Genomic DNA, 23,712 nt, shown 5'->3' with positions numbered 1-23,712 from the left:
AGCCCCGGGTGGTCAGCCTTGCGACAGCCAGTTGCGCAGCAGGAAGTTGGTCTGCTCGGGATGTTCCAGCGCGGCCATGTGCCCGCACGATCCGATCTCGTGATAGCTGGAACCGGCCACCCGCGCGTGGATTTCGCGCGCGTGGTCGGGCGGGGTGATGCGGTCGCCGTCGCCCACGACCACCATCGTCGGCACGGCGATCTGCGCCAGACCCTCCAGCGCCTCGGGCCGGGTCATGATAGCGTGTTGCTGGCGGATGAAGGCATCGCCGCCGACGCGTGAGGCCATGGCGCGCATCTCGTCCGCCACAGGGCCACTCGTGTGATCCGGATGGACAAGCTGACCCAGCAGCTTGTGGGTCACGCCCAGGAACTTGCCCCGGCGCAGCGATTCGATGCCGACCATGCGCTGCTGGCGGCGTTCGGGCGTATCGCCGCGCGCGCTGGAGTTGATGAGCGCAAGGCGGGAGATCCGCTCCGGCGCGCGGCGCATGATTTCCAGCGCCACGTAGCCACCCATCGACAGGCCGACGAGCGAGAAGCGTGCCGGCGCGGCGGCCAGCGTGCGCTCGGCCATGGCGGAGACGGTATCGTCCAGCGTCAGATCGGCCACCATCGGCGCGGCGACGTCCGCCAGTGCGCTGATCTGCCGGCGCCACAGCGCCTGATCGCACAGCAGGCCGGGCAGGAACACCACGGGCTCCAGCGCGGCGGCGCGCTGCGGAACCTCACGCGGCCACAGGCTGCGCGCCTGCACCGTGTTGACCGTCTCCTGAATCGCCAAACTTGCCATATCAAATCTCCTGCCGGCGAGATGCGCTTGCACACTCCATCTGTCCAATTCATGATGGAGGCGATCTTGATATGTTTTAGGTATGATATGGAACTGCGCCACATCCGCTATTTTCTCGCCGTGGCGGAGGAACGCCACTTCACCCGCGCCGCGCACCGGCTGGGCATCAACCAGCCGCCGCTGAGCCATCAGATCAAGGATCTGGAGGCCGAAGTCGGCACGCCCTTGTTCCACCGCATCCCACAGGGTGCGGAACTGACCGAGGCGGGCCGCGCGTTCGAGGAAGGGGTGCGGCAGATTCCGGGCCTGGTGGCGGCGGCAGTCAATGCCGCGCAGCGTGCGGCTGCCGGCGAAACCGGGCGAATCCGCGTGGGCTTCACCGGATCGGCCGCGTTCAATCCGCGCGTGCCGCAGGCGATCCGCGTCTATCGCCGGCGCTTCCCCGACGTGGAACTCAGCCTGGCCGAGCACAATTCGAACGGCCTTGTCGAAGGGCTGCGCAACGGCACGCTGGACGCCGCCTTCCTGCGCCCCGAAGCGGTGGACAAGCACGACTTGCGGCTGTTCCATCTGGCCGACGAGCCGCTGATCGCCGCGCTCGCCTCCAGCCGAATGCCGCATGGCGAGCCGATCCGGCTGGAGCAGCTTGCCGGCGATCCCTTCATCCTCACCCCGCGCGTGCTGGGGCCGACGCTGTTCGACGCGACGCTGGAGGGATGCCGCCGCGCCGGGTTCGAGCCGGTGCTGGGCCAATCGGCACCGCAAGTCGCCTCCGTCCTTGCGCTGGTCGCGGCCGAACTGGGCGTGGCGCTGGTGCCGGAATCGATGCGCGACGCCTCTTTCAAGGGCGTGACCTATCACGACCTCAAGGGCGATTCCCCCACGGTCACGCTTGCCCTTGCCACGCGCGCGGACGAGCGCGCCGCCACCGTTGCGGCCTTCGTGGCGGAGGCGCGCTTCCCGTCAGAGACCGATGCGGCCTGACGCTGTCAATTGAACGATTCGAGCGCGCGGCGGTCTTCGCTGGAGACATATTCGCAGGCGAGCAGCGTCTTGCCGCCCAGTGCCGGCCCCTCGCGGGCGATCACCGAGACCAGCCCCATTTCCGGATCGACCTGCTGATCCTCCGGCAGCGGACGGGAAAAGCCAAGCGAGGAGGCTCCGAAGAGGTGCGATTTTTCGGGTGCCAACTGGTACTTTGCAGCCGCCTGCGCCGCGACACCGCCTTCCAGCAGCACGCCCACCGACGTTCCGGCAAAGACCACATCCTGCGTCACAAAGCCGTCTCGCTTGATCGGCGCGGGAAGGTGGTAAATCGCCGCGCCCAGCGTGGAAGTATCCGGCTTGGCCAGCTTCTCCGCCGCTTCGTAAAGCTGCGTCGCCGTATCCATGGAATAGGCCGGCTGGCACAGGGCGGCGGCGAAGAAGTCCGGTGCGACATCCTCGGCAAAGGCCGATGTGGCACCGCACGCCAGCAGGATTGCGGCGGCAGCGATGGGCAAGTTCATGATTTGAAAGCGCATAGGCATGCAATGGCCGGACCGCTCGCCGCGATCAACTGCTCTCTTCACATCAGACGGCTGGGCCGATCAGAGTAAACGGACAAGCCTGACAGCCAATCCGCCCATGACGGGTTACATTCCCCCTCATGAGCACAATCGAACAGACCCTCGCCCTGCCGCTTCGGCGCAATATCAACCCCTTGCAACTGGGCGTCGGCAGCACCGTCGCGCTGGCCGGCGTGCTGCTGGCCACCGGACACTTGCTGCTGGGCTAAGGGCCTAGAACAGGCCGTCGTCGAAATCGTCGTCGTCGTCCAGGAACAGGTCGCCCAGCCCATCGTCGGCGGTGGCTGCCTGTTCCGAGGCGGGAAGGAACGCGCGGTGCACTTCGCGCTCGCGGGCCATGGTGTAGCGCGCGGCGATGGTGCCCAATAGCGCGCCCAACGCTTCCTGCCCCGATTCCGGCATTTCTTCACAGGCCCGACCGAACTGCGCCAGATGATCGGCGATCCGGGCAAGCGGCTCGCCCACTTCGGCTTCGCAATCGACCTGATCCATCGTATCGGCAAGAATCCCGGTCACTGCCGCAGCGTTCTGATCCAGTTCGGACAGGCCCTGACGCATGCGCTGGCCGCCGTCGCGGATGCAATCCAGCGATTCCGTCAGCGCCTGCCCGGCATCGGCAGGCTCATCGTGATCGGAGCCCTTGATGACCGCCGCCGCCTCGGTCAAACCGTCGAACGACTGCGCGATGCCCGATGCGATGGTCGCCAATGTCGCGGCGAAGCCGCGAATTTCCGCCGCGACCACCGCCAGCCCGCGCCCTTCGGTACCCATGCGATAGCAGCGCAGATCGGTGTTCCACGCCATCTGCTGCACATCGCTGGTAATACGGTGGACAGTGGCCAGCCGCTGCGCGAGATTTTCGGCCGTGGTGGAGGCCACACTGCTCAGGCGGTTCGACCGGTCATCGGCCTCTCGCAAGCTGGCGGTGACGCTGGCCACATCGCCCACGCTGCGTTCCAGCCTTTGCAGGAACACGCCCTCGTTCTCGCCCCCGTTTTCACCCCCATTCCCGGCATCGCCGTCCTGCAGGTCCAGCAGGCTGGCGGCGCTGGGGCCGATGGCGCGCAGGCTGCTCGCCAGCAGCCGCGCCTCTGCCTGGAACGTCTCCAGCGTATCCGCCGCCTGCGCCGCCAGCAGCGCCATGATATGGCCGCCGATCGCCGCGCGGTCGCTGTCTTCCACATAGAGCGCATCGATCAGGAAGGCATCGATATCGCCCAACCCGTCGGCCACATGCTCCAGCCGCTGCCGCGTGATGTCGCCCACTTGCAGCGCGCCCAGCGCGGTGCCGACCTGATTGCGGATATGGCGCGCCACTTCGGCGATCCGCACCGCGCGGTCGGCAAGGTCCTGCTGGTGCTGCTGCAAGGCACGAGCGTCCTCTGCCAGCTTGCGTGGCACGTGCGGGATCACCACCGTGCATTCGCTGGCAAGCTGGCGTTCCACCTCGAACATGCCCGGCACGGCTTCGGCCAGCCAGGCAATTTCGCGCGCGATGCTCTCCATCTCCTGCTCGCCCAGATCGATCTTGGCGAACATCATGTCTGCAAAGCCGGAAAAGTCGCCCGAACCGGCTGCCGCCACCTTGATGTTGAGCCCGCAGATCCGCAGGAAACTGAGCGTGCGGTTCACCTGATCGATCTGCCCGGCCAGCGCCGCGCTCGATTGCTCGATGGCGCCCAGCGCCTGATGCCGGGTCGCCTGAATGGCCGGCAGGCGCATGAGCCGGTCCGCCGTGCGATGCATGTTGTCCACCGCCGCTTCGGCCGCATCGCGTTCGAAGGCGTTGGTCACGCTTTCCAGCGCGCCGATCAGCGTTTCGACGATCTCGTAGGCACGCGCCAGCGCCGTACCCGCCGCCACGAAGCGCGCGTCCAGCCCGCTGGACACCGCCACCAGCGCATCGCGAAGCTCCATGCGCGCCATCGCCGGATCGGCCGAAAACACGGCTTCGCGGTCAAGATCGGTCGGTTCGAGAACCAGGGCTTCAAGAATCAGGGCACCCTCCAGACCGGCCTTTGCCGGTTCCTCCAAGACGGGATCGGGAAAACAGAGCACGGTCATCGCGCGGTGGCCGCCAACACTTCACGGGCGATGGAGCCCAGCGGGATCACCCGGTCCGCCGCGCCGCGCGCGATGGCTTCCTTGGGCATGCCGAACACGATCGAGGTCGCCTCGTCCTGCGCGAAGGTACGCGCGCCGGCCTGCTTCATTTCCAGCAAGCCGCGCGCACCGTCATCGCCCATGCCGGTCATGATCACGCCCACCGCGTTCGATCCGGCGGAGCGCGCGGCAGAGCGGAACAGCACGTCCACGGAGGGGCGATGGCGCGACACCAAAGGACCGTCCTTCACCGCGACGCAATAGCGCGCGCCCTGCCGTTCCAGCATCAGGTGCTTGCCGCCCGGCGCGATCAGCACGTGGCCGCGCAGCACCGGATCGCCATCCGCCGCTTCCTTCACATCCACTTCGCACAGGCCGTTCAGACGCTTGGCGAAAGCGCGGGTGAAATTCTCCGGCATGTGCTGGACCACGACGACGCCCGGCGCATTGGCGGGCAGCGTTTCCAGCACTTCGCGCAGGGCCTCCGTCCCGCCGGTGGAGGCGCCAAGGCAGACCACCATCTCAGTCGTGCGGCTCATCGCGCGGCCGCTGGGCGGGGGCAGCACGGCATCGGCGGTCAGCTTCTTGGGCGGCCCGTCCGACTTCGCCTCACGCACGGCAGGCCGGCCGCGAACGCGCGCGCGGGAGGCGCCCTTCACCACGTCGCGGATCTGCAGATTGTGTTCGGCCAGATGGTCCGCCACGCCGATGCGCGGCTTCAGGATCACGTCCACCGCGCCGGCTTCCATCGCTTGCAGCAGCGTTTCGGAGCCTTCTTCCGTCAGCGACGAGCACATGACCACCGGCACCGGGCACTGCGCCATCAGCTTGCGCAGGAACGTGATGCCGTCCATGCGCGGCATTTCCACGTCCAGCGTGATGACGTCGGGCACTTCCTCCTGAATCCGCCGCGCGGCGCTGAACGGATCGGGGGCAGCGCCGATCACCTCGATCTCCGGATCCTCCTGAAGGATCGCGGTCATCGTCTGGCGCACGCTGGCGGAATCGTCGATGACGAGGACGCGGATCTTCTTGCCCGTCAGCATCGCCTCAGCCCTTCCGGAACACGGTATTGGCCACCTGCGTCAGCGGTAGATCGTGCCCGGTGATCGATTCCGAATGGCCCAGGAACAGGTATCCCCCCGGCTTCAGGCAATCGACGAGGCGGGAGACGACCTTGCGCTGCGTCGGCTTGTCGAAATAGATCAGCACGTTGCGGCAGAAGATCAGGTGCATCGGCTCACCCACCGGATAGTGGTCGTCCATCAGGTTCAGCCGGGCGAAGCCGATCGCGCTGCGCAGTTCGGGCACCATGCGCACGTCGCGCCGCTTCGGATCGCGCGAGGCCATCACGTATTTGCGCTGAAGCGCCGCCGGCACCGGCTCCACCAGTTCGGCCGGGTAGATGCCGCTGCGCGCGGTTTCCAGCACATCGGTATCGAGATCCGTGGCCAGAATGCCATAGGCCGGGCCGCCGCGGGTTTCGGCGTGATCGTCCAGCACCATGGCCAGCGTGTAGGGCTCCGGCCCGGTGGAGCAGGCGGCGCTCCAGGCGCGGATGCTGCGCACACCGCGCGCGGTCATTTCCGGCAGGATCACGTTGCTCAGGTAATCGAAATGGCCGGGTTCGCGGAAGAAATCGGTCTTGTTGGTGGTGACGGCGTTGATCAGCGCCGGCCCTTCCTGCGGCAGGTTGTCCGCCGTGAACAGCAGGTCGCAATAGGCATCCAGCGTGGGCGAGCCGGTGGCGCGCTGGCGGCGGCGCAGGCGGCCTTCCAGCATGGTCTGCTTGCTGTCGGGCATCTTGATGCCCGATTCCTCGTAGATATAGGCCGCCAGCCGCGCAAAGTTGCGCTTGCTCATGCGGTCGCCGCCAAGGGGCGCCCCCGAAGTCTGCGGGGTGGCGGGGCGACTGGCAAGAGCGGATGCGGTCATCTGCGCGGCTTTCAACGGTAGAGGGACGGATTCAGGCGGGCAGCGCGACGGGTGCGGAAAGCTGGGCGACATCCTCGGCAGAGAAGACGCGCGCCATGTTCACCAGCACGGTGAAGCCTTCCTCGCGCTTCACCACCCCGCCGATGTAGTCGGACGGCCAGCGCACGCCCACGTCGGGCGCGGCGCTCATCTGGTCGGCGCGGAAGCTGGTGACCTCGATCACCCGGTCGACCACCAGCCCCAAGGTCAGCACCCGGTCGTCCAGCGGGATATCGATCACCAGAATGCGCGTTGCCGGTGTCGGCTCCACCGGCGGCAGGCCAAGCCGCAGGCGGAAATCGATGGTGGTCACGCCCTCTCCGCGCATGTCGGTCAGGCCCAGCAGGTAATCCGGGCCGCCCGGAATGCGGAAAGTGTCCCGATAGTCCAGGATCTCGCGGACCAGTGCCACCGGCACCGCGAAGATCTCTGCACCGAGGCCGAACGTTACGGCCTGGATTTCCTGCGTCTGGGTCATGCGGTCTGCATCCCGAAGGCGTCGTCATGGTCGTCCGCACCGCCCATGGCGAGGTCGAGCGCAAAGCCGTTCGGACGGGCGTGGCCGTTGGTCGCGGGGCGCTTGGCGGCGGTCTTGATCGGGGCCTTTACCGCCACTTTCGCAGGGGCCGGCTTGCGCGCGGGGGCCGCGCTGCGGGCCGTCCCGGCCGAGCGGCCCGGCTTGCCGGCATCCTCGACCGTGAAATAGGCCATGCTTGCCTGAAGCTCCTCGGCCTGCGCCGCCAGTTCTTCCGAAGTGGCCGAGATTTCCTCGGACGCGCCGGCGTTCTGCTGGGTCACCTGATCCAGCTGCTGGATCGCCTGATTGATCTGGCCGGCACCGATGTCCTGTTCACGGCAGGCGGCGCTGATTTCGGAGATCAGTTCGGCGGTGCGGCGAATGTCGGGCACCAGGCGCGAGAGCATCTCGCCCGCTTCGGTGGCGGCATCGACGGTGTTGGACGAAACCGCGCTGATCTCTGCGGCCGCACCCTGGCTGCGTTCGGCCAGCTTGCGCACTTCGGAAGCGACGACCGCGAAGCCGCGGCCATGCTCGCCGGCGCGGGCAGCTTCCACTGCGGCGTTAAGCGCCAGCAGGTCGGTCTGGCGGGCGATTTCCTGCACGATGCCGATCTTCTCGGCAATCGTGCGCATCGCGCCCACTGCACGGTCAACCGCAACGCCGCTGGCTTCGGCATCCTGTGCCGACTGGCGGGCGATCTTCTCGGTCTGCGCCGCGTTCTCGGCGTTCTGCTTGATGTTGGCGGACATCTCTTCCATCGAAGCCGATGCCTGTTCGGCCGCCGCCGCCTGCTCGGTCGCGCCTTGCGAGACCTGTTCGGACGTCGAGGACAGTTCCTGACTACCGCTGGCCACATTGTTGGCGGCCACGGTGGCATCGCCCACGACGCCGCGCAGACGCTCGATCATGCGGACCAGCGCGTGGCCCAGCTTGTCTTCATCGGACAGCGGCTTGTGCGAAACGGTGAGGTCACCGTCGGCGATCTTGTCGGCCAGACCGGCGCTGATGCGCAAGTTGGCGGTCATCTTGTTCACGGTGTCGACCAGATCCTTGATCTCGTCGTTCGAGGTGACTTCCACGTCCTGATCGAGATCGCCGATGGCCACCGCGTTGATCACGGTGCTGACACGGCCCAGACCGCGCGAAACGATCAGCGAGATCCAGACGCCGCCAGCCAGCGCGCCCAGGATGGCGATGGCGGCCACGGTCAGCAGGGTATAGCGGGCCGAGGCGTAGAGCGCGTCGGTATCGCTATCGACCTGCTTCATGTCGTCACGCGCGCGATCGACAAGGGTATCGGCCTGCTTGTTCACGCGGTCCAGCACGGCGCGTGCCGGGCCAAGCGCCAGCCGGGCGGCTTCGTCGTTCTGGTTCGCGCGGGCCAGATCGCGGATGCGCGTGTCCAGCGGCTTGTAGTTGTCGAGCGCCGCGCGCATGTCGCGCCAGGTCTGGCGCGTATCGGGCGTCGCCGCTGCCTCACCCTCTTCGACCAGACCGTCGAATTCGGTCAGCGCGCGCGTCACCTTGTCGTCGAATTCCTTCAGCTGCGCCGGGTCGTTCGTCATCGTCATGCTGCGCTCGTTGCGCGACATCGTGCCGAACACGACCTGCACCCGCTCTGCACGGTCAAGCCGCGCGGCCGGGCCGGAAATCAGGTCGGTGATCGCCGTGTTCAGAGTGCTGAGACGGGTAAGGCTGACGCCGACAAGCACGGCCAGCAGCAGCAGGATTATGCCGAACGTGACGGCCAGCTTCATTTTGATGGTTGCACGCATGGAGAAAAGTAGCCTTGGAAACCCAGATTGGGGGGAAAGACGGGAAACCGTTCGGATCAGGCGACGTGGGCGCTGAAGGCCTCGTCCTCGCTATCCGGGCCGCCGGTAGAGAGATCGAGCGCGAAACCACGGGCACGGGCCTGCTGGTCGGCAACGGTCAGGGAACGGGTGGAACGTGCTGGCACTGCAGCCTTGCGAGCCGGCGTGACTGCCGGCCGGGCGGCCATCGGCGGCGCCTTGCGGCGGACCGGCGCATCGGTGACGCGGAAGTAGGCGATGGAGGCCTGAAGCTCCTCCGCCTGCGCGGCGAGTTCTTCGGACGTCGTCGAAATCTGCTCGGACGCGCCGGCGTTCTGCTGCGTCACCTGATCGAGCTGCTGGATCGCCTCATTGATTTGCGATGCGCCGATATCCTGTTCGCGGCAGGCGACGCTGATTTCAGAGACCAGTTCGGCGGTGCGGCGAATATCCGGCACCAGTTTGGAGAGCATCTCGCCCGCTTCGGCGGCAGCATGCACGGTCTCGGTGGAGACGGCGCTGATCTCGGCAGAGGCCTGCTGGCTGCGCTCGGCAAGCTTGCGCACTTCGGAGGCGACCACCGCGAAACCGCGCCCATGCTCGCCGGCGCGTGCGGCTTCCACCGCCGCGTTCAGGGCGAGAAGGTCGGTCTGGCGGGCGATTTCCTGGACGATGCCGATCTTCTCGGCAATCGTGCGCATCGCCACCACCGCGCGCTCCACGGCAACGCCGCTCGATTCCGCATCCTTGGAAGACTGGCGCGCGATCTTTTCGGTCTGCGCCGCATTGTCGGCGTTCTGCTTGATGTTGGCGGCCATCTCTTCCATCGAGGCGGAGGCCTGCTCGGCCGCCGCTGCCTGCTCGGTCGCGCCTTGCGAGACCTGCTCGGAATTGGCCGAAAGCTCTTGGCTACCGGTGGACACGTTCTCCGCCGCAACACCGGCATCGCCCACCACCCCGCGCAGGCGTTCGATCATTGTGTTCACGTGGCCCAGCAGATCGCCGATCTCGTCATTCGAGCGGATTTCTACCGTGCGCGTCAGGTCGCCATCGGCCACCTGGCGCATGGCGTCACCCGCCGACTTCAACCCGCGCGCAATCAGCAGCGCCAGATAGGCGGCGGCAGCGGCGGTGATCAGGAAGGCCGCTACGCCCATGGCGATCATCAGCGAGCGGGCGGAATCGTAGGTGACTTCGGTATCGTCGTCCGCCTTCGCCATGGTCTGCTGCTCTACCTGCACCAGCGCTTCGACGGTCTTGCTCACGCCCTGCGCGCGGTCGCGGGATTCGCCCATCGTCAGCGCGGAGGCGGCGGCCCTGTCGGTGCCGCTCAAGGTCGCGACATGTTCGTTGACCGGCTTGAACGCATTCCACTGCTCACGCAGTTGCGCCCATGACGTGCGCGACTGGTCCGATGCGGCGGCATTGCCCTGCTGCACGGCCTGTTCCACCTTGTCACGCCAGGTCGCGATCTGGGTTTCCAGCTCGCGGCGCAGCGCCGGATCGTCCGACAGCACGAGATTCTTTTCCGCGCGCACCATCATGCTGACGCCGCCGTCGATGGCCCGCGCCCGGTCCAGCTGTCGCGCGGGTCCGGTGACGAGATCGCCGATGGCGTCGTTCAAGGTGGTAAGGCGGGAAATGCCCACCACGATCGTGGCGGTCATGATGATCAGGAGGAGGACGAAAGTGCCCCCCAGCTTCAGCTTGATGGTCGCGCGCATGATGCCCCCCGGCTCAGTGGAGTGTGGATGGCTGGGCGGCGGCGCTTTCCGCGCTGCCGACCAGGGAACGGAAAATCGCGGCCAGATCGGGCAGGACGACGACGCCGTCCTGCCGGCGAACCAGTTCGCGGACGAAATCGCGGCGCCAGCGCATGCCGACGGCGGGCGGTTCCTCGCTGGCGATGCGCTGCAGCGTCGCCACTTCGTGAACCTTGTCGGTGCGGATGCCGATCTGGAATGTCTCGCCTTCCGCGTCCGTCTCGATCACGACGATGCGGCTGTCGACGGTCGCTTCGGCTGCGGGCATGGCGAAGGCCAGCCGCAGGTCGGCAATCGGAATGATCTTGCCGCGAAAGTTGACCACGCTGCCCAGCAGCGGCGCCGCGCCGGGCACGCGGGTTTCGGGCAACAGGTCCAGAATCTCGCGGACCAAGGTGGCTTCCAGCGCGAAAGTTTCTTCGCCCAGATTGAAGGTCAGCACTTCGAGATTGCCGGCGGCATCCCACTGGGTGGCGGTCGGTTGTTCGCTCATGGGCTTATCCGGCGGCGCGAAGCCGCTCCTCCTGGTTCTGGCCGAGCATCACGAGCTGGGCGACATCAAGGATCAGCGCGACGCCGCCGTCGCCCAGGATCGTGGCGCCGGCAAAGGTCGCCACGTCGCGGTGGAGCGGGGACATCGATTTGATGACCGTCTGGTGGCTGCCGATGATCTGATCGACCACCAGCCCCACGCGTTCGTTGCCGGTGGCGATGACGACGATCTTCTGGTGCGGATCGGGCCGCGTGCCGGTATCGAAGATTTCGCGCAGGCGCAGGAACGGCACCAGCCGGTCGCGCAGGGTGATAAAGCTGCGGCCGCGCGAACGCAGGTCTTCCTCAAGGCTGAGTTCGAGGCATTCCTCCACCGCGCCCAGCGGGATCACGTAGCGGCCCTCACCCACGCGGACGAGCAGGCCGTCGATGATCGCCAGGGTCAGGGGGATGCGCAGCACCACGGTGGAGCCCTCTCCGGGCGCCGAAGTGATGTCGATCTGGCCGCGCAGGCTTTCGATCGTGCGCTTCACCACGTCCATGCCGACGCCGCGGCCGGACAAGTTGGTGACTTGCGCCGCCGTGGAGAAGCCGGGGTGGAAGATCATCTGCAGCAGATCATGGTCGGAAACCTGCTGGCCGGGCTGGATCAGCCCCTGCGATTCCGCCTTGGCGCGCACGCGGGCGCGGTCGATGCCCCGACCGTCGTCGCGGATGGTGATCAGCACTTCGCCGCCCGCCTGATGCGCGGAAAGATGCACCTGCCCGGCGGCCGGCTTGCCGGCGGCAAGGCGGTCTTCGGGCGTTTCCAAGCCGTGATCGCAGGCATTGCGGATCAGGTGGACCATCGGATCGGCCAGACGCTCGATCATGGTCTTGTCGACTTCGGTGGTCTCACCCTCGGTCGAAAGCTCGATGGTCTTGCCGGTTTCGCGCGCAAGATCGTGGACCAGACGGCGGAAGCGGCTGAACAGGCTGGCGACGGGCACCATGCGCAGCACCATCATGGTATCGCGCAGTTCGCCGGCCAGACGCTCGATCTCTTCGGAGATGGAGCGCAGCGCCAGTTCGCTGCCCACGGCCGAACCATGCCCGCTGGCGAGCTGCGAAAGGCGGCTCTGGACGATCACCAATTCGCCCACGCGGTCCATCAGTTCGTCCAGCCGCTCGGCCGGAACGCGGACGCTTTCGCCGGCATTGGCGGCCGATTTCGCGCCTGACGGGGCAGGCGTGCGGCTGGCGGGCTTGTCCTGCGCGGCAGCCGGGACTTCGGCTACGGGCGCCGCCTCTGCAACCACTTCGGCGGGCTCATCGGCCTCCAGCGGCTCGATGGTCAGTTCCATGTCGTCCATCACGAAGATGAAGACATCGTCGATATCGTCGCGCGCGATATCGCCGCGCAGTTCGACATCCCAGCCGATGTGGCATTCGGTCGGCACCAGTTCGGCCAGCGGCGGAATGGCATCGGTGCGCGCGGCGATCCGGCATTCGCCCAGATCGCGCAGCTCGTCGAGCAACATCAAGGGGTTGGTGCCATTGGCCATGGCGTCGGCCGGCAGGCGGAAGAACAACCGCCAGCCCTGCGCGGAGACAGCCGGAGCAGCGGCGACGGCAGCGGGCGCAGCGACGGTATCGGGCGCGCTGCCCCCTGCCGCGTCGATCGCCGCCTGAAGCTGTTCAAGAATCGCCGCCCCGGTCGCTTCCAGACCGGTGCCGTCGCCCTCGATCAGCGCACGCATGTGGTCCCGCGCGGAAAGGATCACCGCCACCAGTTCCTGCGTTGCCGGGGCCAGCCCCTTGCGCACGCGGTCGAACGCGGTTTCGCAGTGGTGGGTGAAATTGGCCAGCGCGTCGAAGCCGAACATCGCGCCGGATCCCTTGAGCGTGTGCAGCCCCCGGAAAACCTCGTCGATCAAGCCGCGGTCGTCCAGCCGGTGGCCAAGGTCGAGCAGCCCGTGCTCGATCTGGTCCAGCAGTTCGCCCGCCTCGACGCGGAACGCCGCGACCGGATCCTGCGTGCTCACCGGCCCAACACCTTGCGCGAAACCTTGATCAGCTGTTCGGGCACGAAGGGCTTCACCAGCCAGCCGGTGGCGCCGGCCGCCTTGGCCTGCTGCTTCATCGCATCGTCGCTTTCGGTGGTGAGGAAGATGATCGGCACGCCCGCCTGTTCCGGCGCCTTGCGCAGTTCGCGGATCATCGTCAGCCCGTCCATATTGGGCATGTTGAGGTCGGTAATGATCAGATCGAACCGCTTGGCGCCCGCTGCGGCAAGGCCCTCCACGCCGTCTCCGGCTTCGGTAACGTCGTAGCCCGCGCCGGTCAGCGCGATGCGGATCGCCATGCGCAGGCTGGGGGAATCGTCGACGGTGAGGATAGAGGCAGTCATTGCGGCAGTTCTCCGTGGAACCAGAATTCGATGTCCGAGGGGGTAAGGTCCGTCAGGAAGCCCGCGCGTTCCAGCAGAGCGGCAACGGCACCGCCGGCGGGCTGCGTCAGGCGCAAATCCCGCCCGGCGCGCGCCCATTGATCACGCGCAGCGTAAACGATCTCGACAAATGCAAGATCGACTTCACTTAGTGCAGACAAATCAAGATCAGTGTCTTGCTGCGCATCGTACCCGGCAAGAATTGCCTGCTTGAATACGTGTGCAGAGCGCACGGTTATGGAATTTGGAACAGCTATGACTTGACGCATCGCTTCCTCTGGATTGTGGCCGTGAGTGCGACGGGGTCGGCGCGGGGGGATGGCCTATCCAGATTCTAGAGGAATACCGGCCGATACGGATGCCGGGGCGCGTTTTTTTCGAAGTTTTGCTGAACGCGTACGGAATGTGTGCAGCCGAAATGGCGCCGCCCGCGTCGTTGCGGGCAGCGTCAGGTCGTCGTCGGAAACGGCAGATTTTCAAACGTTTGCAGGCTTTGCGCGGGTCTTCGACAGCCTTGGCGGGGCCACCGGCGACCGGCGCTCAGGCCGCCTGCGCGCAGTCCGCCAGATCGAAGGCGGAGGATGCCGGATAGGCTTTATGCGGCGCGAACAGCGCGGCGATGGCATCGAACTGGTCCCGCGAATAGCCGGCGAGGCGGAAGCGGTAGAACTGCTCGGCCGGGAAATCGCGTCCGCGCAGCAGCACCGCCGTCACCCGCAGCACTTCCAACTTATCGTTGGCAAGGCAGTAATTGTAAGGCTTTCCAAAGACAAAGGCGCGCCAGCCGCGCGTGCGCTTCTTGTCGAACGCGATCGATCCCACCGGATCGCGCGTCGCCAGCGCCAGGATGCTGCGTTCCTGCCCCGTGAACAGATCGGTGAACAGATCGGTCGCATCGCGGGCATCGGCTCTGAACGGGGCTGTGAACTGCTTCTCCATCGCGTGTTTCTGCACTTTTTCCATTGTCGCTGCTTATGCGGCATGTACCGGCGATGGCGATCCGCAATAAGCCCCGCGCAGCGCCACAGATTGTTGCCGCGTGGGAGACAATGAGCCTGCGGACCAATCCTCCATGCCTTGCGACGTCCTTCCCGGCCGGCCGAAGGTCCGTTACTTCTATTCACATCTGCCGCCAGACTTTCTCGTTCGGATCGGCTTGCGCAAAGCGCTAGGTTCGCGGCCATTTCGCAAAGGACCCGCCAATGCCGCAGAGTACCCGCCGCCTTCATCCCGCATGGATCGTGGTTGCCGTCACCTTCTTCGCGCTGCTGGCTTCGGCCGGGCTGCGGTCCGCCCCCGGCGTGATGATGATGCCGCTGGAACTGCATTTCGGCTGGGACCGCGCGACGATCTCCGCCGGCGCGGCGCTGGGCATCCTGCTCTACGGGCTGGTCGGGCCCTTCGCGGCGGCGCTGATGATGAGCGTGGGGATCAAGCGCACGATGCTGGCCGGGCTGGCGCTGATGGCGGCGGCGACATTCGCCAGCCGCTGGATGACCGCGCCCTGGCACTATGTGCTGAGCTGGGGCGTGCTATCCGGCATCGGTTCCGGCGCGGTTGCCTCGGTATTGGGCGCGGCGGTGGTCAACCGCTGGTTCGCGACGCGGCAAGGGCTGGTGATGGGGCTGCTGAGCGCCAGCACCGCCACCGGATCGCTGATCTTCCTGCCGGTGTTGGCATGGCTGTCGCAAGGCGGCGCGTGGCAGCCGGTGGCGCTGGCGGTCAGCCTGCTCTGCGCGGCGCTGATCCCGCTGGTGTTCTTCTTCGTGCCCGAACGCCCCGAAAGCCGCGGCACGCGCCGCTTCGGCGAAAGCGCGGATACGCCGCCGGCCCCGCCGATGAAGCAGGCCGCGACGCCGTGGCTGGCCATAGAGGCACTGATGCGTGCGTCCCGCCAGCCAATGTTCTGGCTGCTGGCGGGCAGCTTCATGGTCTGCGGGCTCACCACCAATGGCCTTGTCGGTACCCATATGATCCCGTTCTGCGGCGATCACGGCATCGCCCCGGTCGCGGCCGCCGGCCTGCTGTCTATGATGGGCTTCTTCGACCTGTTCGGCACGACCGCGTCGGGCTGGCTGAGCGACCGCTACGACCCGCGCCGTTTGCTGGCGATCTACTACGGCTTTCGCGGGCTTTCGCTGGTGGCGCTGCCGTTCATCGATTTCAGTGCGGTCAGCCTGACCGTCTTCGCCGTGTTCTACGGGCTGGACTGGATCGCCACGGTGCCGCCGACGGTAAAGCTGGCCAACTCCACTTTCGGAGAGCGCGATGGGCCGATCGTATTCGGCTGGATCTTCGTGGCGCACCAGATCGGCGCATCGATCGCCGCCTTCGGCGCCGGCGTGATCCGCGAAACCTTGGGCACTTACACCCCCGCGTTCATGATCGCCGGGGCCTTCGGCGTCATCGCCGCCTTCGTATTCCTGGGCGGGTACGGCAGGGCGCGTTCGCAGCCCTGCCCCACTCCTGCCTGATTACTTCTACTTCCAGGCGAGACCGAGCGACTTCTGGATCGAAACGTAGTCGCCGGTCAGCGCCGCGCGGGCCTGAACCAGGTTCTGGTCCGCCGTGTTCAGATCACCCTGCGCATTCAGCAGCGCGATCTTGGTCACGGTGCCGGACTGATAGCGCTGCGCCGTCAGGCTCTCCGCCAGCGCCGCCTTTTCGCGCGTGCGGGCCAGCGCCGCCACGGTGACGCGGCGTTCGCGGAAGCGGGCCAGCGAATCCTCCGCATCGCGCAGCGCCGAAAGCACGGTGCCGCGATACTTCGCCTCCGCCTCGTCCCGCACGGCTTCGGCCTGATGGACCTTGGCCTTGGTGCGCCCGAAGTCGAGGAAGTTCCAGCTGAGCTGCGGTGCCGCGATCGAAGTGAAATCGTCCAGCTTGCCCAGATCGCTGATCTTGGTGCCGCCGATGCCGATCAGGCCCATGAACGAGAGGCGGGGGAAGCGTGCCGCCTCCGACTGGCCGATCTTCGCGGTATCGGCCGCCAGTGTGCGCTCGGCCTGCCGGATATCGGGGCGATGCGCGATCAGTTGCGCGGGATCGCCCACCGGCACCGCAGCCGGCGGCAGTGGCAGTTCGCCTGCCGCAGCAAGGCTTGCATCGAGCGCGCCCGGCGCCTGCCCGGTCAGCACCGCCAGCGCGTTCATGTAGGCATCGCGGTCCGCCGCCAGCGGCGCGATCTGCGCGCGGGTGGAGGCCAGCTTGCCCTCGATCTGCGCGACGTCCATCGCCGTGGCCGTGCCGCTCTGGAAGCGCTGGCGGGTCAGCGCCAGCACGTCTTCCTGCAGCGCGATCGACTGTTCGCCCAGCACGATCCGCTGCTGCCGATCGCGGAGGTTCAGGTAATTCTGGGCGACGCTGGCCGAAAGGCTGACCTGCACGTCCGAAAGGCTGGCCTGCGCGCCTTCCATCGTCGCGCGCGCCGCCTCCACCGCGCGGCGCTGGCCGCCGAACAGGTCGATCTCCCAACTGGCGTTGACGCCCACGTTGTAGAGGTTGAGGTCGGTGCCGCTGCTGCCGCCGCTGCTCTCGCTGTCGGACCCGCCGGAGCTGTCCGAACTGCTGTCGCTCTGGCCGAAAGCGACGCCGGGCACATGGGCGTGGGCATAGAGCGCCGATGCGCTGGCCTTGGGCGCCAGATTGGCGCGCTCCTCACCCAGAGAGGCCTGCGCCTGCCGCAGCCGGGCCTCGCCCGCCTTCACGTCGGTATTCTCGGCCAGGGCCTTGGCGATCAGGTCATCCAGCAGCGGGTCGCCCAGCGGCTTCCACCAGTCGGCGACCGGCGGCGCCGTGGTGACGCTGCCCGCGTCGGCGCGCACGAAGGCAGGGTTGGCATCCGAGGAAACCTTGGGCGGGCCCGCGTAGTTGGGGCCGACGGTGCAACCGGCAAGCGCAGTGCCGGCCAGCAGCGGAAGGAGAAGATAGGAACGCATGGTTATCCTCAATGTGCGGCCGCCAGCGGCGCATTCTTCGGAAGCGGGCGCAGGAACAGCGTAAGCGGGATGACGAAGAGGATGCCCACCGACATCATCCAGAACATGTCCGCGTAAGTCATCGTCAGGGCCTGAATCTGGATCGTGCCCTCAAGCGAGCGCAGCACGCCGGCGCCTTGCGCGGAAACGTAGTCCTGCACCGCGACGGAATTGGCGTTGAGCGTTTCTTCCAGACGGCGCGCGTGCAGCCACAGGCGCTGGTCCTGAATGACCGCGATCCCCGCCAGCGCGAACGAGCCGCCCAGGTTGCGCGCCGCGTTGTAGAGGCCGGAAGCGTCGCCCGCCTCCTCCTTCGGCACCGAACGGATCGCCGCCTGATTCAGGAACATCATGCAGAACACCGTGCCCATGCCGCGCAGAAGCTGGCTGTCCACGAAGTCCTTGCCGTCCGAAAGCGGGGTGATGTCGGTTTCCAGCCACGCGCTGAGCGCCAGAACGGAAAGCCCGAAGCAGACCGACAGGCGGATATCGACATTGCGGATCAGCCAGGGCGTGATCGGCATCATCAGCATGACCGGGATGCCCGAAAGCATCACCACTTGGCCCGATTGCAGCGAGTTGTACCCGGCGATCTGCGAAAGGAACTGCGGGATCACGTAGGACGTGCCGTAGATCACCATGCCCACCACGGTGACCATGGCGACGACGCTGCCGAACTGCCGGTCCAGCAACAGCTTCAGCTTGATCACCGGCTTCTTCGAGACGACCTGCCCCAGCCCGAGCAGAAACAGCCCCAGCACCGAAACCGCCGTCAGCATGATGATGAGGTGCGAGGAAAACCACTGTTCGCGCTCGCCCTCTTCCAGCACCACGGTCAGCCCGCCTAGGCCGAGCGCAAGGCCCAGGATGCCCAGCCAGTCCGCCTCTCGGATCAGGCCAAGGTTCGCCTTCTGGTGCGGAATCGCCACCAGCAGCAGCGTTGCAAGTGCGATACCCACCGGCAGGTTCAGGAAGAAGGCATAGTGCCAGCTGACATTCTCGGTCAGCCAGCCGCCCAGCACCGGGCCGACCACCGGGCCCAGCAGCGCGGTCGCGCCGAACAGCGCATTGCCGATCGGTTGCTGCGCGCGGGGCAATCGCGTCGCCACGATGGTCATCGCCGTCGGGATCAGCGCGCCGCCGGTGAAGCCCTGCCCGATGCGGCCGACGATCATCATCGTCAGCGTCGTCGAAAGGCCGCACATGATCGAAAACAGCGTGAACAACGCCGATGCCACCAAGAGCAGCGTGCGCAGGCCCAGCAACCGTTCCAGCCAGCCGGACAGCGGGATGATGACGATTTCCGCCACCAGATAGGCGGTCGCGATCCAGGTGCCTTCAGTGCCGCTGGCGCCGATTTCACCCTGGATCGTGGGCAGCGAACTGTTGACGATGGACACGTCCAGCGTGGCCATCAGTGCACCCAGCGTGCCGGCGGCCACGGCCAGCCATGCCGCCGCGTCGGCGGGCTTTTCCGCTGCCGGCAGCGGTGCCGGAGGAGCACCGGCAGTGGCGGTGGATCCGCTCACGGCCTTGCTCACTTACCGTCCGTCCGGCGGGCCTTCTCTTGCTTGGCGATGGCCTGCTGCGAACCCTTTTCGCCGATGGTGTCGACGGTGACGGTCACCGAAAGGCCCGGCACCAGCACGCGGCGCGCCTCGGGACCGGCATCGATGGCGATGCGCACGGGCACGCGCTGAACGATCTTGGTGAAGTTGCCGGTGGCGTTCTGCGGCGGCAGCAGAGAGAACTGCGAACCCGTACCCGGCGACACGCTTTCCACGTGGCCGCGGATCTTGGTGCCGTTCAGCGCGTCGACCTCGATCGTCGCGGGCTGGCCGGGGCGCATCAGGCCAATCTGCGTTTCCTTGAAGTTGGCGGTGACGTAGAGCTTGGACAGCGGCACCACCGACATCAGGCGGGTGCCGGCCTGCACGAACTGGCCGGCGCGCACGGTGCGATCGCCGATGCGGCCGTCGACGCTGGCGGTCAGCACCGTCGAACCGACATTGACATGGGCGGAGGCAAGCTGCGCGCGGGCGGCCTCGCCCTGCGCCTGCGCCTGCTGGACTTGCGCATTCAGCGCGGCGATGCGGCGCTGGGCGGATGTCAGCGCGGCGCGCTGGGCATCGGCGGTGGCGCGGGCCTTGGCGGCCTGATTGCGCAAGGTGGCCAGATGTTCCTTGGTTTCGGCGCCGCTGGCGGCCAACGGGGCGTAACGGGCGGCCTCACGCTCGGCATAGCGGGCGTCTTCCTCGGCCGAGGCAAGCTGTGCCTGCGCCTGTGCGATGGCCGCTTCCTGCTCGCCGATACCGGCGCGCACGTTCTCGGCATTGGCCTTGGCCACGTCGATCTGCGCCTGATACTGGGCGGCCTGCGCGTTATAGTCGCGCGGGTCGATCTTCACGAGCGGCTGGCCGGCCTTCACGTCCTGGTTGTCGCCCACCAGCACGGCATCGACATAGCCGGAAATTCGGGGCGAAACGGTGACGGCATCGGCCTGGATGAAAGCGTCGTTGGTGTCTTCCAGATACTGGCCGCGCGTCACGTAGTGCAGCACCCAGGCGCCCAGGCCGATGGCCACCACGGCGGCGCCAACGAACAGCGCGCGGCGCACGCCGGGACGCTTGAGCGCGGAAGGACGCTCTGCCGCTTCACCACCCACCGGCTGGCCATCCGAATCGATTCCGTCGTTTGCCATCAATCGCTTCCGCTTCTCATGCGCTTGTCGCTGCATTGCAGCCCAGAGGTCTTGCTGCGTTGCAGCTCATAGGTCCTGCTGCATCGCAGCAGTGATGGATGCGCCCTTGCACCGCTCCGCAGCATATGGCAATGGCATTTCATATGGTCCCACAATATTTCTTACCGTGAGTATTCGCCTCCAATCCATGGAGCAGTTGCGCGATCTGCACCTGCGTATGCACCGGCTGTTCAATGACCGGATGCGCGCGCAGGGTGCATCGCTGGCGCAATTGAAATTGTTGCTGGCCATAAAGCGCGGCGGATCGGTGCGTTCCACGGACATTTGCGAGGTGCTGGGGCAGGCGCCGCGTACCGTGACGGAGGCGATCGACGCGCTGGAGCGCGACGGCCTGGCCGTGCGTAGCCCGGATCCGAACGATCGACGGGCCAAGCGGATCAGCCTGACGGACGCGGGCGAGGCGGTGATCCGTGAGGTGGAACCTCACAAGGAAGCCTTCATCGCGCAGTTCTTTGAGGTATTGGACGACGAGCAACAGTCCGCATTCCTGCGGACTCTCGAAGTGCTTAACGACCGATTGGTCGAAATGGGCGCCCCGCGCAGCCTTGGCGAACCCGCCGCGCCGGGGGATGATTCAAGTCAGCAATAGTATCGTCATCAGCGCAAAAGTGCCGCTGCATGCTACCGCAGCGCACAATGTGCGGAATTCGCATACGCAAAACACGGATTCCATTCTTTCCATGCCCGCTCTCCTCTTCAGCCCACTCTTTGGTGGTTGCAGTGAAGATACCATGTGATCGGTTCGGCCCATAGCGATCAGTGCGGGTTTTCCATCGCCCCGGCGAAGGAAGACTTGCCTGTGAAAGAACAAGTCTTGCCTGCGTAAGAAAAGAACTGGGCTTTAAACCATGCGCAGCAGGTGGAGCAGGCCCAGGCTGATCGCGCCCAGTCCGGCCAGCGAAAGCACCACTGCGGCCACCACGCGCCCGCCGGCTTGCGCCACGGTGCGCACATCCACACCGAGGCCAAGCGCGGCCATGGAGATTACCGTGAGCATGGTGGCGAGGTGCGCTATGGGGGCAAGCATCGCTTGCGGGATCAGGCCGAGCGTGCGGCATAGCATCAGAGCCAGGAAGCCGAGGATGAACCACGGCACCAGGTGGCTCAGCACCGGACGACAAAGCGTTTCCCCGTCAACGTCGGACCGAGGCGTCGTCAGCGACAGTACAAGGCACACCGGCCCCAGCATCAGCACGCGCACCAGCTTGACCAGCGTTCCCGTCTGCACGGCGGCCGGCCCCATCGGCGCGGCGGCGGCGATCACTTGCGGCACGGCGTAGACCGTCAGCCCGGCAAAAGCGCCGTAGGCATGGCCGCCCAAGCCCAGCGCCGCACCTGCCAAGGGCAGGCCCAGCACCACCACGACGCCCAGCACGGCCGTGAAGGCGAGGGAGGCGGCCACATCGTCACTCTCCGCGCCGATCACCGGGGCGACGGCGGCAATCGCGGAATTGCCGCAGATCGCATTGCCGCAGGCCACCAGCAGCGCCATGCGCAGCGGCAGGCCCAGCAAACGGCCCACTGCGAACCCCAGCATGAGCGCCGCCGCGACGACGCCCGCAATGCCCGCAAGCAGCCCCGGCCCGGCCGCCAGCAATGTCGCCCCGCTGACCGAGGCCCCCAGAAGCACGACGGCTATTTCCAGTAAATATTTGGCACTAAATGATATTCCCTGATTGAATCGCGCGCCGGGCGTCCAAAGGCTGCGCAGCGCCGTGCCGATCAGGATCGCCAGCACCAGACTTTCCAGCCACGCGCGGCCGGCCAAGGCCCGCTCCCCCGCTTCCAGCGCATAAGCGGCGGCGGCCACGGCACAGCACAAGAGCACGCCCGGCATGACCGATCGCAGGTTTTCCCGGGGAAACGCGGCATGGTCAAAATGCAGGAGTTCTGCGGTGTTCATGGGGAAATTCCTTTCTCCCAACCGGCCTACGCCTCGATATTCAATCACTCCAACGCATCGTTCTTGTCATTTCGATCACCAATTCGGATCAGTCGTGCTACAGCCCTGCCATGACCCTTGAGCAGTTGCGCATCTTCGTGGCCGTGGCCGAGCGCGAGCATGTGACCGCCGCTGCGCGCGCGCTGCACGTCACCCAGTCGGCCGCCTCCGCCGCCATCGCCGCGCTGGAGGAGCGCCACGCGGTCAAGCTGTTCGACCGTGTCGGCCGGGGGGTGGTGCTGACCGAGGCGGGGCGGCTGTTCCTGATCGAGGCACGCGGCGTTCTGGCCCGCGCCGCCGCCGCCGAAACCGTGCTGGACGAACTCAGCGGATTGCGCCGGGGCCGGTTGCGCCTTGTCGCCAGCCAGACCATCGCCGCTTACTGGCTGCCGCCGATCCTGACGGAATTTCAGGCACGTCATCCGGCACTGCGCGTCGAACTCTCCATCGGCAACACCGATCAGGCCGCGACCCGCGTGCGCGAGGGCGAGGCGGAGCTTGGCATCGTCGAAGGTCGGATCGACGATGCCGTGCTGGCCCAATGGCCGGTTGGCGAAGACCGGCTGGTGCTGGTCTCCGCGACGCCATTCGCAGCGGACGAGACCGACGCCCGATGGCTGCGCCGCGCCCGCTGGATCATGCGCGAGCCCGGATCCGGCACGCGGTCCAGCCTCGATGCCTATCTGCGCGAGCGCGGCGTGGATCCCGCCGCGCTCGATGTGGCGCTGGTGCTGCCGTCCAACGAAAGCGTGCGCACGGCGGTGGAGGCCGGTGCGGGCGTGGCCGTGCTCTCCTCTCTGGTGGTCGCCCCGGCGCTGGCCGCCGGCACGCTCCACGCCGCCCCGCTGGCGTTCGGCCCGCGCGCGTTTCACGGGTTGCGCCACCGCGAACGCTATCGCAGCCGCGCCGCCGATGCGCTGCTGCAAGTCATCGCCGCATCACGCCCGCCGCTAAAGGAAGCGCCCTGAACGCTTGCCAGACGTGGAGCGCGGCGCCACGGTTCGGCCGATGATCGAAACCGACCGCCTGCTGCTGCGCCCGCCCGTTCTTGCCGATTTCGAAGCGTCCGCAGCGATGTTCGCGGATGCGGCGGTCACCACGCATATCGGCGGCGCGCCGCTGGAGCGGGAAGTGGCCTGGACCCGCTTCCTGCGCGATGCCGGGCACTGGAGCCTCTATCCCTTCGGCCTGTTCGCGATCGTCGAGAAAGCCTCCGGCGCCTATGTCGGCAAGATCGGCTATGCTCATTTCCAGCGCGATCTAGGGCCGCTTTCTCAGGCCGCCGTCGAAATGTCGTGGACGCTGGCATCCGGTTTTCACGGCCGGGGATATGCGTCGGAGGCCGGCCGCGCGGCGCAGGCATGGTTCGATGCGGCGCATGGCCTGACGACCGCCTGCCTGATCGCACCCGCCAATCTCCCCTCGCTGCGGCTGGCGGAACGGCTGGGCTATCGCGAAGTGGATCGTTTCGTGCCCCAGGGCCGCGATCCCGCGCGCGAAATCGTCGTGCTGGTGCGCGATTGCGGCGCCGGCTGACGACCGCGGACGATTGCCGGTTGCCGTGCGGGACGGAAACGCCCACAGCAGCACGCGACAAAG

23 protein-coding genes are annotated in these 23,712 nt (G+C 66.8%); 6 read left to right on the top strand and 17 right to left on the bottom strand.

Translation table 11 applies throughout. The features are described from left to right. Positions 1–12 precede the first annotated feature (12 nt). On the bottom strand, positions 13–792 hold the full coding sequence (locus tag ACZ1JC_RS06405; protein WP_465138766.1) for an alpha/beta fold hydrolase: 780 nt from the start codon (positions 790–792) through the stop codon (positions 13–15). Between the two features lie 87 nt (positions 793–879). Between ACZ1JC_RS06405 and ACZ1JC_RS06400 the strand changes: the two genes are divergently transcribed. Further along, positions 880–1,776 (top strand): LysR family transcriptional regulator, encoded by an 897-nt coding sequence (locus tag ACZ1JC_RS06400; RefSeq protein WP_465138767.1) that lies wholly within the window; start codon positions 880–882, stop codon positions 1,774–1,776. Between the two features lie 5 nt (positions 1,777–1,781). Here ACZ1JC_RS06400 and ACZ1JC_RS06395 read toward each other — a convergent pair whose 3' ends face one another. Continuing rightward, positions 1,782–2,300, bottom strand: coding sequence for a hypothetical protein (locus ACZ1JC_RS06395; protein WP_465138768.1), 519 nt, complete (start codon positions 2,298–2,300; stop codon positions 1,782–1,784). Positions 2,301–2,440: 140 nt separating this feature from the next. Here ACZ1JC_RS06395 and ACZ1JC_RS06390 point away from each other — a divergent pair, with 140 nt between their 5' ends. Next, the gene (locus ACZ1JC_RS06390; RefSeq protein ID WP_465138769.1) at positions 2,441–2,569 is read left to right on the top strand and encodes a hypothetical protein; all 129 of its coding nucleotides are present in this window, start codon (positions 2,441–2,443) and stop codon (positions 2,567–2,569) included. Positions 2,570–2,573: 4 nt separating this feature from the next. Here ACZ1JC_RS06390 and ACZ1JC_RS06385 read toward each other — a convergent pair whose 3' ends face one another. The 11 genes from ACZ1JC_RS06385 to ACZ1JC_RS06335 form a co-directional block, all read right to left on the bottom strand. After that, positions 2,574–4,424 carry a hypothetical protein gene (locus tag ACZ1JC_RS06385; protein WP_465138770.1) on the bottom strand — a complete coding sequence of 617 codons (1,851 nt, stop codon included), beginning with the start codon at positions 4,422–4,424 and terminating at the stop codon, positions 2,574–2,576. Continuing rightward, a complete protein-coding gene (locus tag ACZ1JC_RS06380; RefSeq protein ID WP_465138771.1) occupies positions 4,421–5,509 on the bottom strand; it encodes a protein-glutamate methylesterase/protein-glutamine glutaminase in 1,089 nt (362 codons plus the stop codon). The genes ACZ1JC_RS06385 and ACZ1JC_RS06380 overlap by 4 nt, the downstream gene beginning before the upstream one ends. Before the next feature lie 4 nt (positions 5,510–5,513). Then, a complete protein-coding gene (locus ACZ1JC_RS06375) occupies positions 5,514–6,326 on the bottom strand; it encodes a CheR family methyltransferase (protein ID WP_465140278.1) in 813 nt (270 codons plus the stop codon). A 103-nt stretch (positions 6,327–6,429) separates the two neighbouring features. Beyond that, entirely contained in the window at positions 6,430–6,915 is a 486-nt protein-coding gene (locus ACZ1JC_RS06370; protein WP_465138772.1) for a chemotaxis protein CheW, read from the bottom strand. Next, positions 6,912–8,732: a methyl-accepting chemotaxis protein gene (locus tag ACZ1JC_RS06365; protein WP_465138773.1), complete on the bottom strand. Its 1,821-nt coding sequence runs from the start codon at positions 8,730–8,732 to the stop codon at positions 6,912–6,914. The genes ACZ1JC_RS06370 and ACZ1JC_RS06365 overlap by 4 nt, the downstream gene beginning before the upstream one ends. Before the next feature lie 56 nt (positions 8,733–8,788). Beyond that, positions 8,789–10,474, bottom strand: a complete 1,686-nt coding sequence (locus ACZ1JC_RS06360) for a methyl-accepting chemotaxis protein (protein WP_465138774.1) — start codon at positions 10,472–10,474, stop codon at positions 8,789–8,791. 13 nt (positions 10,475–10,487) lie between these two features. After that, on the bottom strand, positions 10,488–11,006 hold the full coding sequence (locus tag ACZ1JC_RS06355; RefSeq protein ID WP_465138775.1) for a chemotaxis protein CheW: 519 nt from the start codon (positions 11,004–11,006) through the stop codon (positions 10,488–10,490). 4 nt (positions 11,007–11,010) lie between these two features. After that, on the bottom strand, positions 11,011–13,029 hold the full coding sequence (locus tag ACZ1JC_RS06350) for a chemotaxis protein CheA (protein ID WP_465138776.1): 2,019 nt from the start codon (positions 13,027–13,029) through the stop codon (positions 11,011–11,013). Further along, positions 13,026–13,394 carry a response regulator gene (locus tag ACZ1JC_RS06345; RefSeq protein ID WP_086492540.1) on the bottom strand — a complete coding sequence of 123 codons (369 nt, stop codon included), beginning with the start codon at positions 13,392–13,394 and terminating at the stop codon, positions 13,026–13,028. Before ACZ1JC_RS06345 ends, ACZ1JC_RS06350 begins: the two co-directional genes overlap by 4 nt. Further along, positions 13,391–13,702 carry an STAS domain-containing protein gene (locus tag ACZ1JC_RS06340; RefSeq protein WP_465138777.1) on the bottom strand — a complete coding sequence of 104 codons (312 nt, stop codon included), beginning with the start codon at positions 13,700–13,702 and terminating at the stop codon, positions 13,391–13,393. The genes ACZ1JC_RS06345 and ACZ1JC_RS06340 overlap by 4 nt, the downstream gene beginning before the upstream one ends. A gap of 271 nt (positions 13,703–13,973) precedes the next feature. After that, a complete protein-coding gene (locus tag ACZ1JC_RS06335; protein WP_465148501.1) occupies positions 13,974–14,396 on the bottom strand; it encodes a hypothetical protein in 423 nt (140 codons plus the stop codon). Positions 14,397–14,635: 239 nt separating this feature from the next. Here ACZ1JC_RS06335 and ACZ1JC_RS06330 point away from each other — a divergent pair, with 239 nt between their 5' ends. Further along, entirely contained in the window at positions 14,636–15,907 is a 1,272-nt protein-coding gene (locus tag ACZ1JC_RS06330) for an MFS transporter (RefSeq protein WP_465138779.1), read from the top strand. A gap of 6 nt (positions 15,908–15,913) precedes the next feature. Here the strand turns inward: ACZ1JC_RS06330 and ACZ1JC_RS06325 are convergent, their stop codons facing one another. From ACZ1JC_RS06325 to ACZ1JC_RS06315, 3 genes are read right to left on the bottom strand one after another with little or no spacing between them, the layout of a single operon-like run. Continuing rightward, on the bottom strand, positions 15,914–17,371 hold the full coding sequence (locus ACZ1JC_RS06325; RefSeq protein ID WP_465138780.1) for an efflux transporter outer membrane subunit: 1,458 nt from the start codon (positions 17,369–17,371) through the stop codon (positions 15,914–15,916). 8 nt (positions 17,372–17,379) lie between these two features. Beyond that, entirely contained in the window at positions 17,380–18,939 is a 1,560-nt protein-coding gene (locus ACZ1JC_RS06320) for an MDR family MFS transporter (RefSeq protein WP_465138781.1), read from the bottom strand. An 8-nt stretch (positions 18,940–18,947) separates the two neighbouring features. Continuing rightward, positions 18,948–20,111 carry an HlyD family secretion protein gene (locus tag ACZ1JC_RS06315; protein ID WP_465138782.1) on the bottom strand — a complete coding sequence of 388 codons (1,164 nt, stop codon included), beginning with the start codon at positions 20,109–20,111 and terminating at the stop codon, positions 18,948–18,950. Positions 20,112–20,298: 187 nt separating this feature from the next. On the opposite strand from ACZ1JC_RS06315, the gene ACZ1JC_RS06310 reads away from it, so the two are divergent. After that, positions 20,299–20,760 (top strand): MarR family winged helix-turn-helix transcriptional regulator, encoded by a 462-nt coding sequence (locus ACZ1JC_RS06310; RefSeq protein WP_465138783.1) that lies wholly within the window; start codon positions 20,299–20,301, stop codon positions 20,758–20,760. Positions 20,761–21,012: 252 nt separating this feature from the next. On the opposite strand, the gene ACZ1JC_RS06305 is transcribed toward ACZ1JC_RS06310, so the two are convergent. Continuing rightward, positions 21,013–22,074: a YeiH family protein gene (locus ACZ1JC_RS06305; protein WP_465138784.1), complete on the bottom strand. Its 1,062-nt coding sequence runs from the start codon at positions 22,072–22,074 to the stop codon at positions 21,013–21,015. A gap of 110 nt (positions 22,075–22,184) precedes the next feature. On the opposite strand from ACZ1JC_RS06305, the gene ACZ1JC_RS06300 reads away from it, so the two are divergent. Beyond that, complete coding sequence (locus tag ACZ1JC_RS06300; protein ID WP_465138785.1) at positions 22,185–23,081, top strand: LysR family transcriptional regulator; 897 nt, start codon at positions 22,185–22,187, stop codon at positions 23,079–23,081. A gap of 13 nt (positions 23,082–23,094) precedes the next feature. Next, positions 23,095–23,649: a GNAT family N-acetyltransferase gene (locus tag ACZ1JC_RS06295; protein ID WP_465140279.1), complete on the top strand. Its 555-nt coding sequence runs from the start codon at positions 23,095–23,097 to the stop codon at positions 23,647–23,649. Positions 23,650–23,712: the final 63 nt, after the last annotated feature.

The sequence above is a fragment of the Sphingomonas sp. BL-S-28 genome (genome assembly GCF_055521515.1).
The sequence above is the reverse complement of the archived record's forward strand: the minus strand, read 5'-3'. Positions and strand labels throughout refer to the sequence as shown.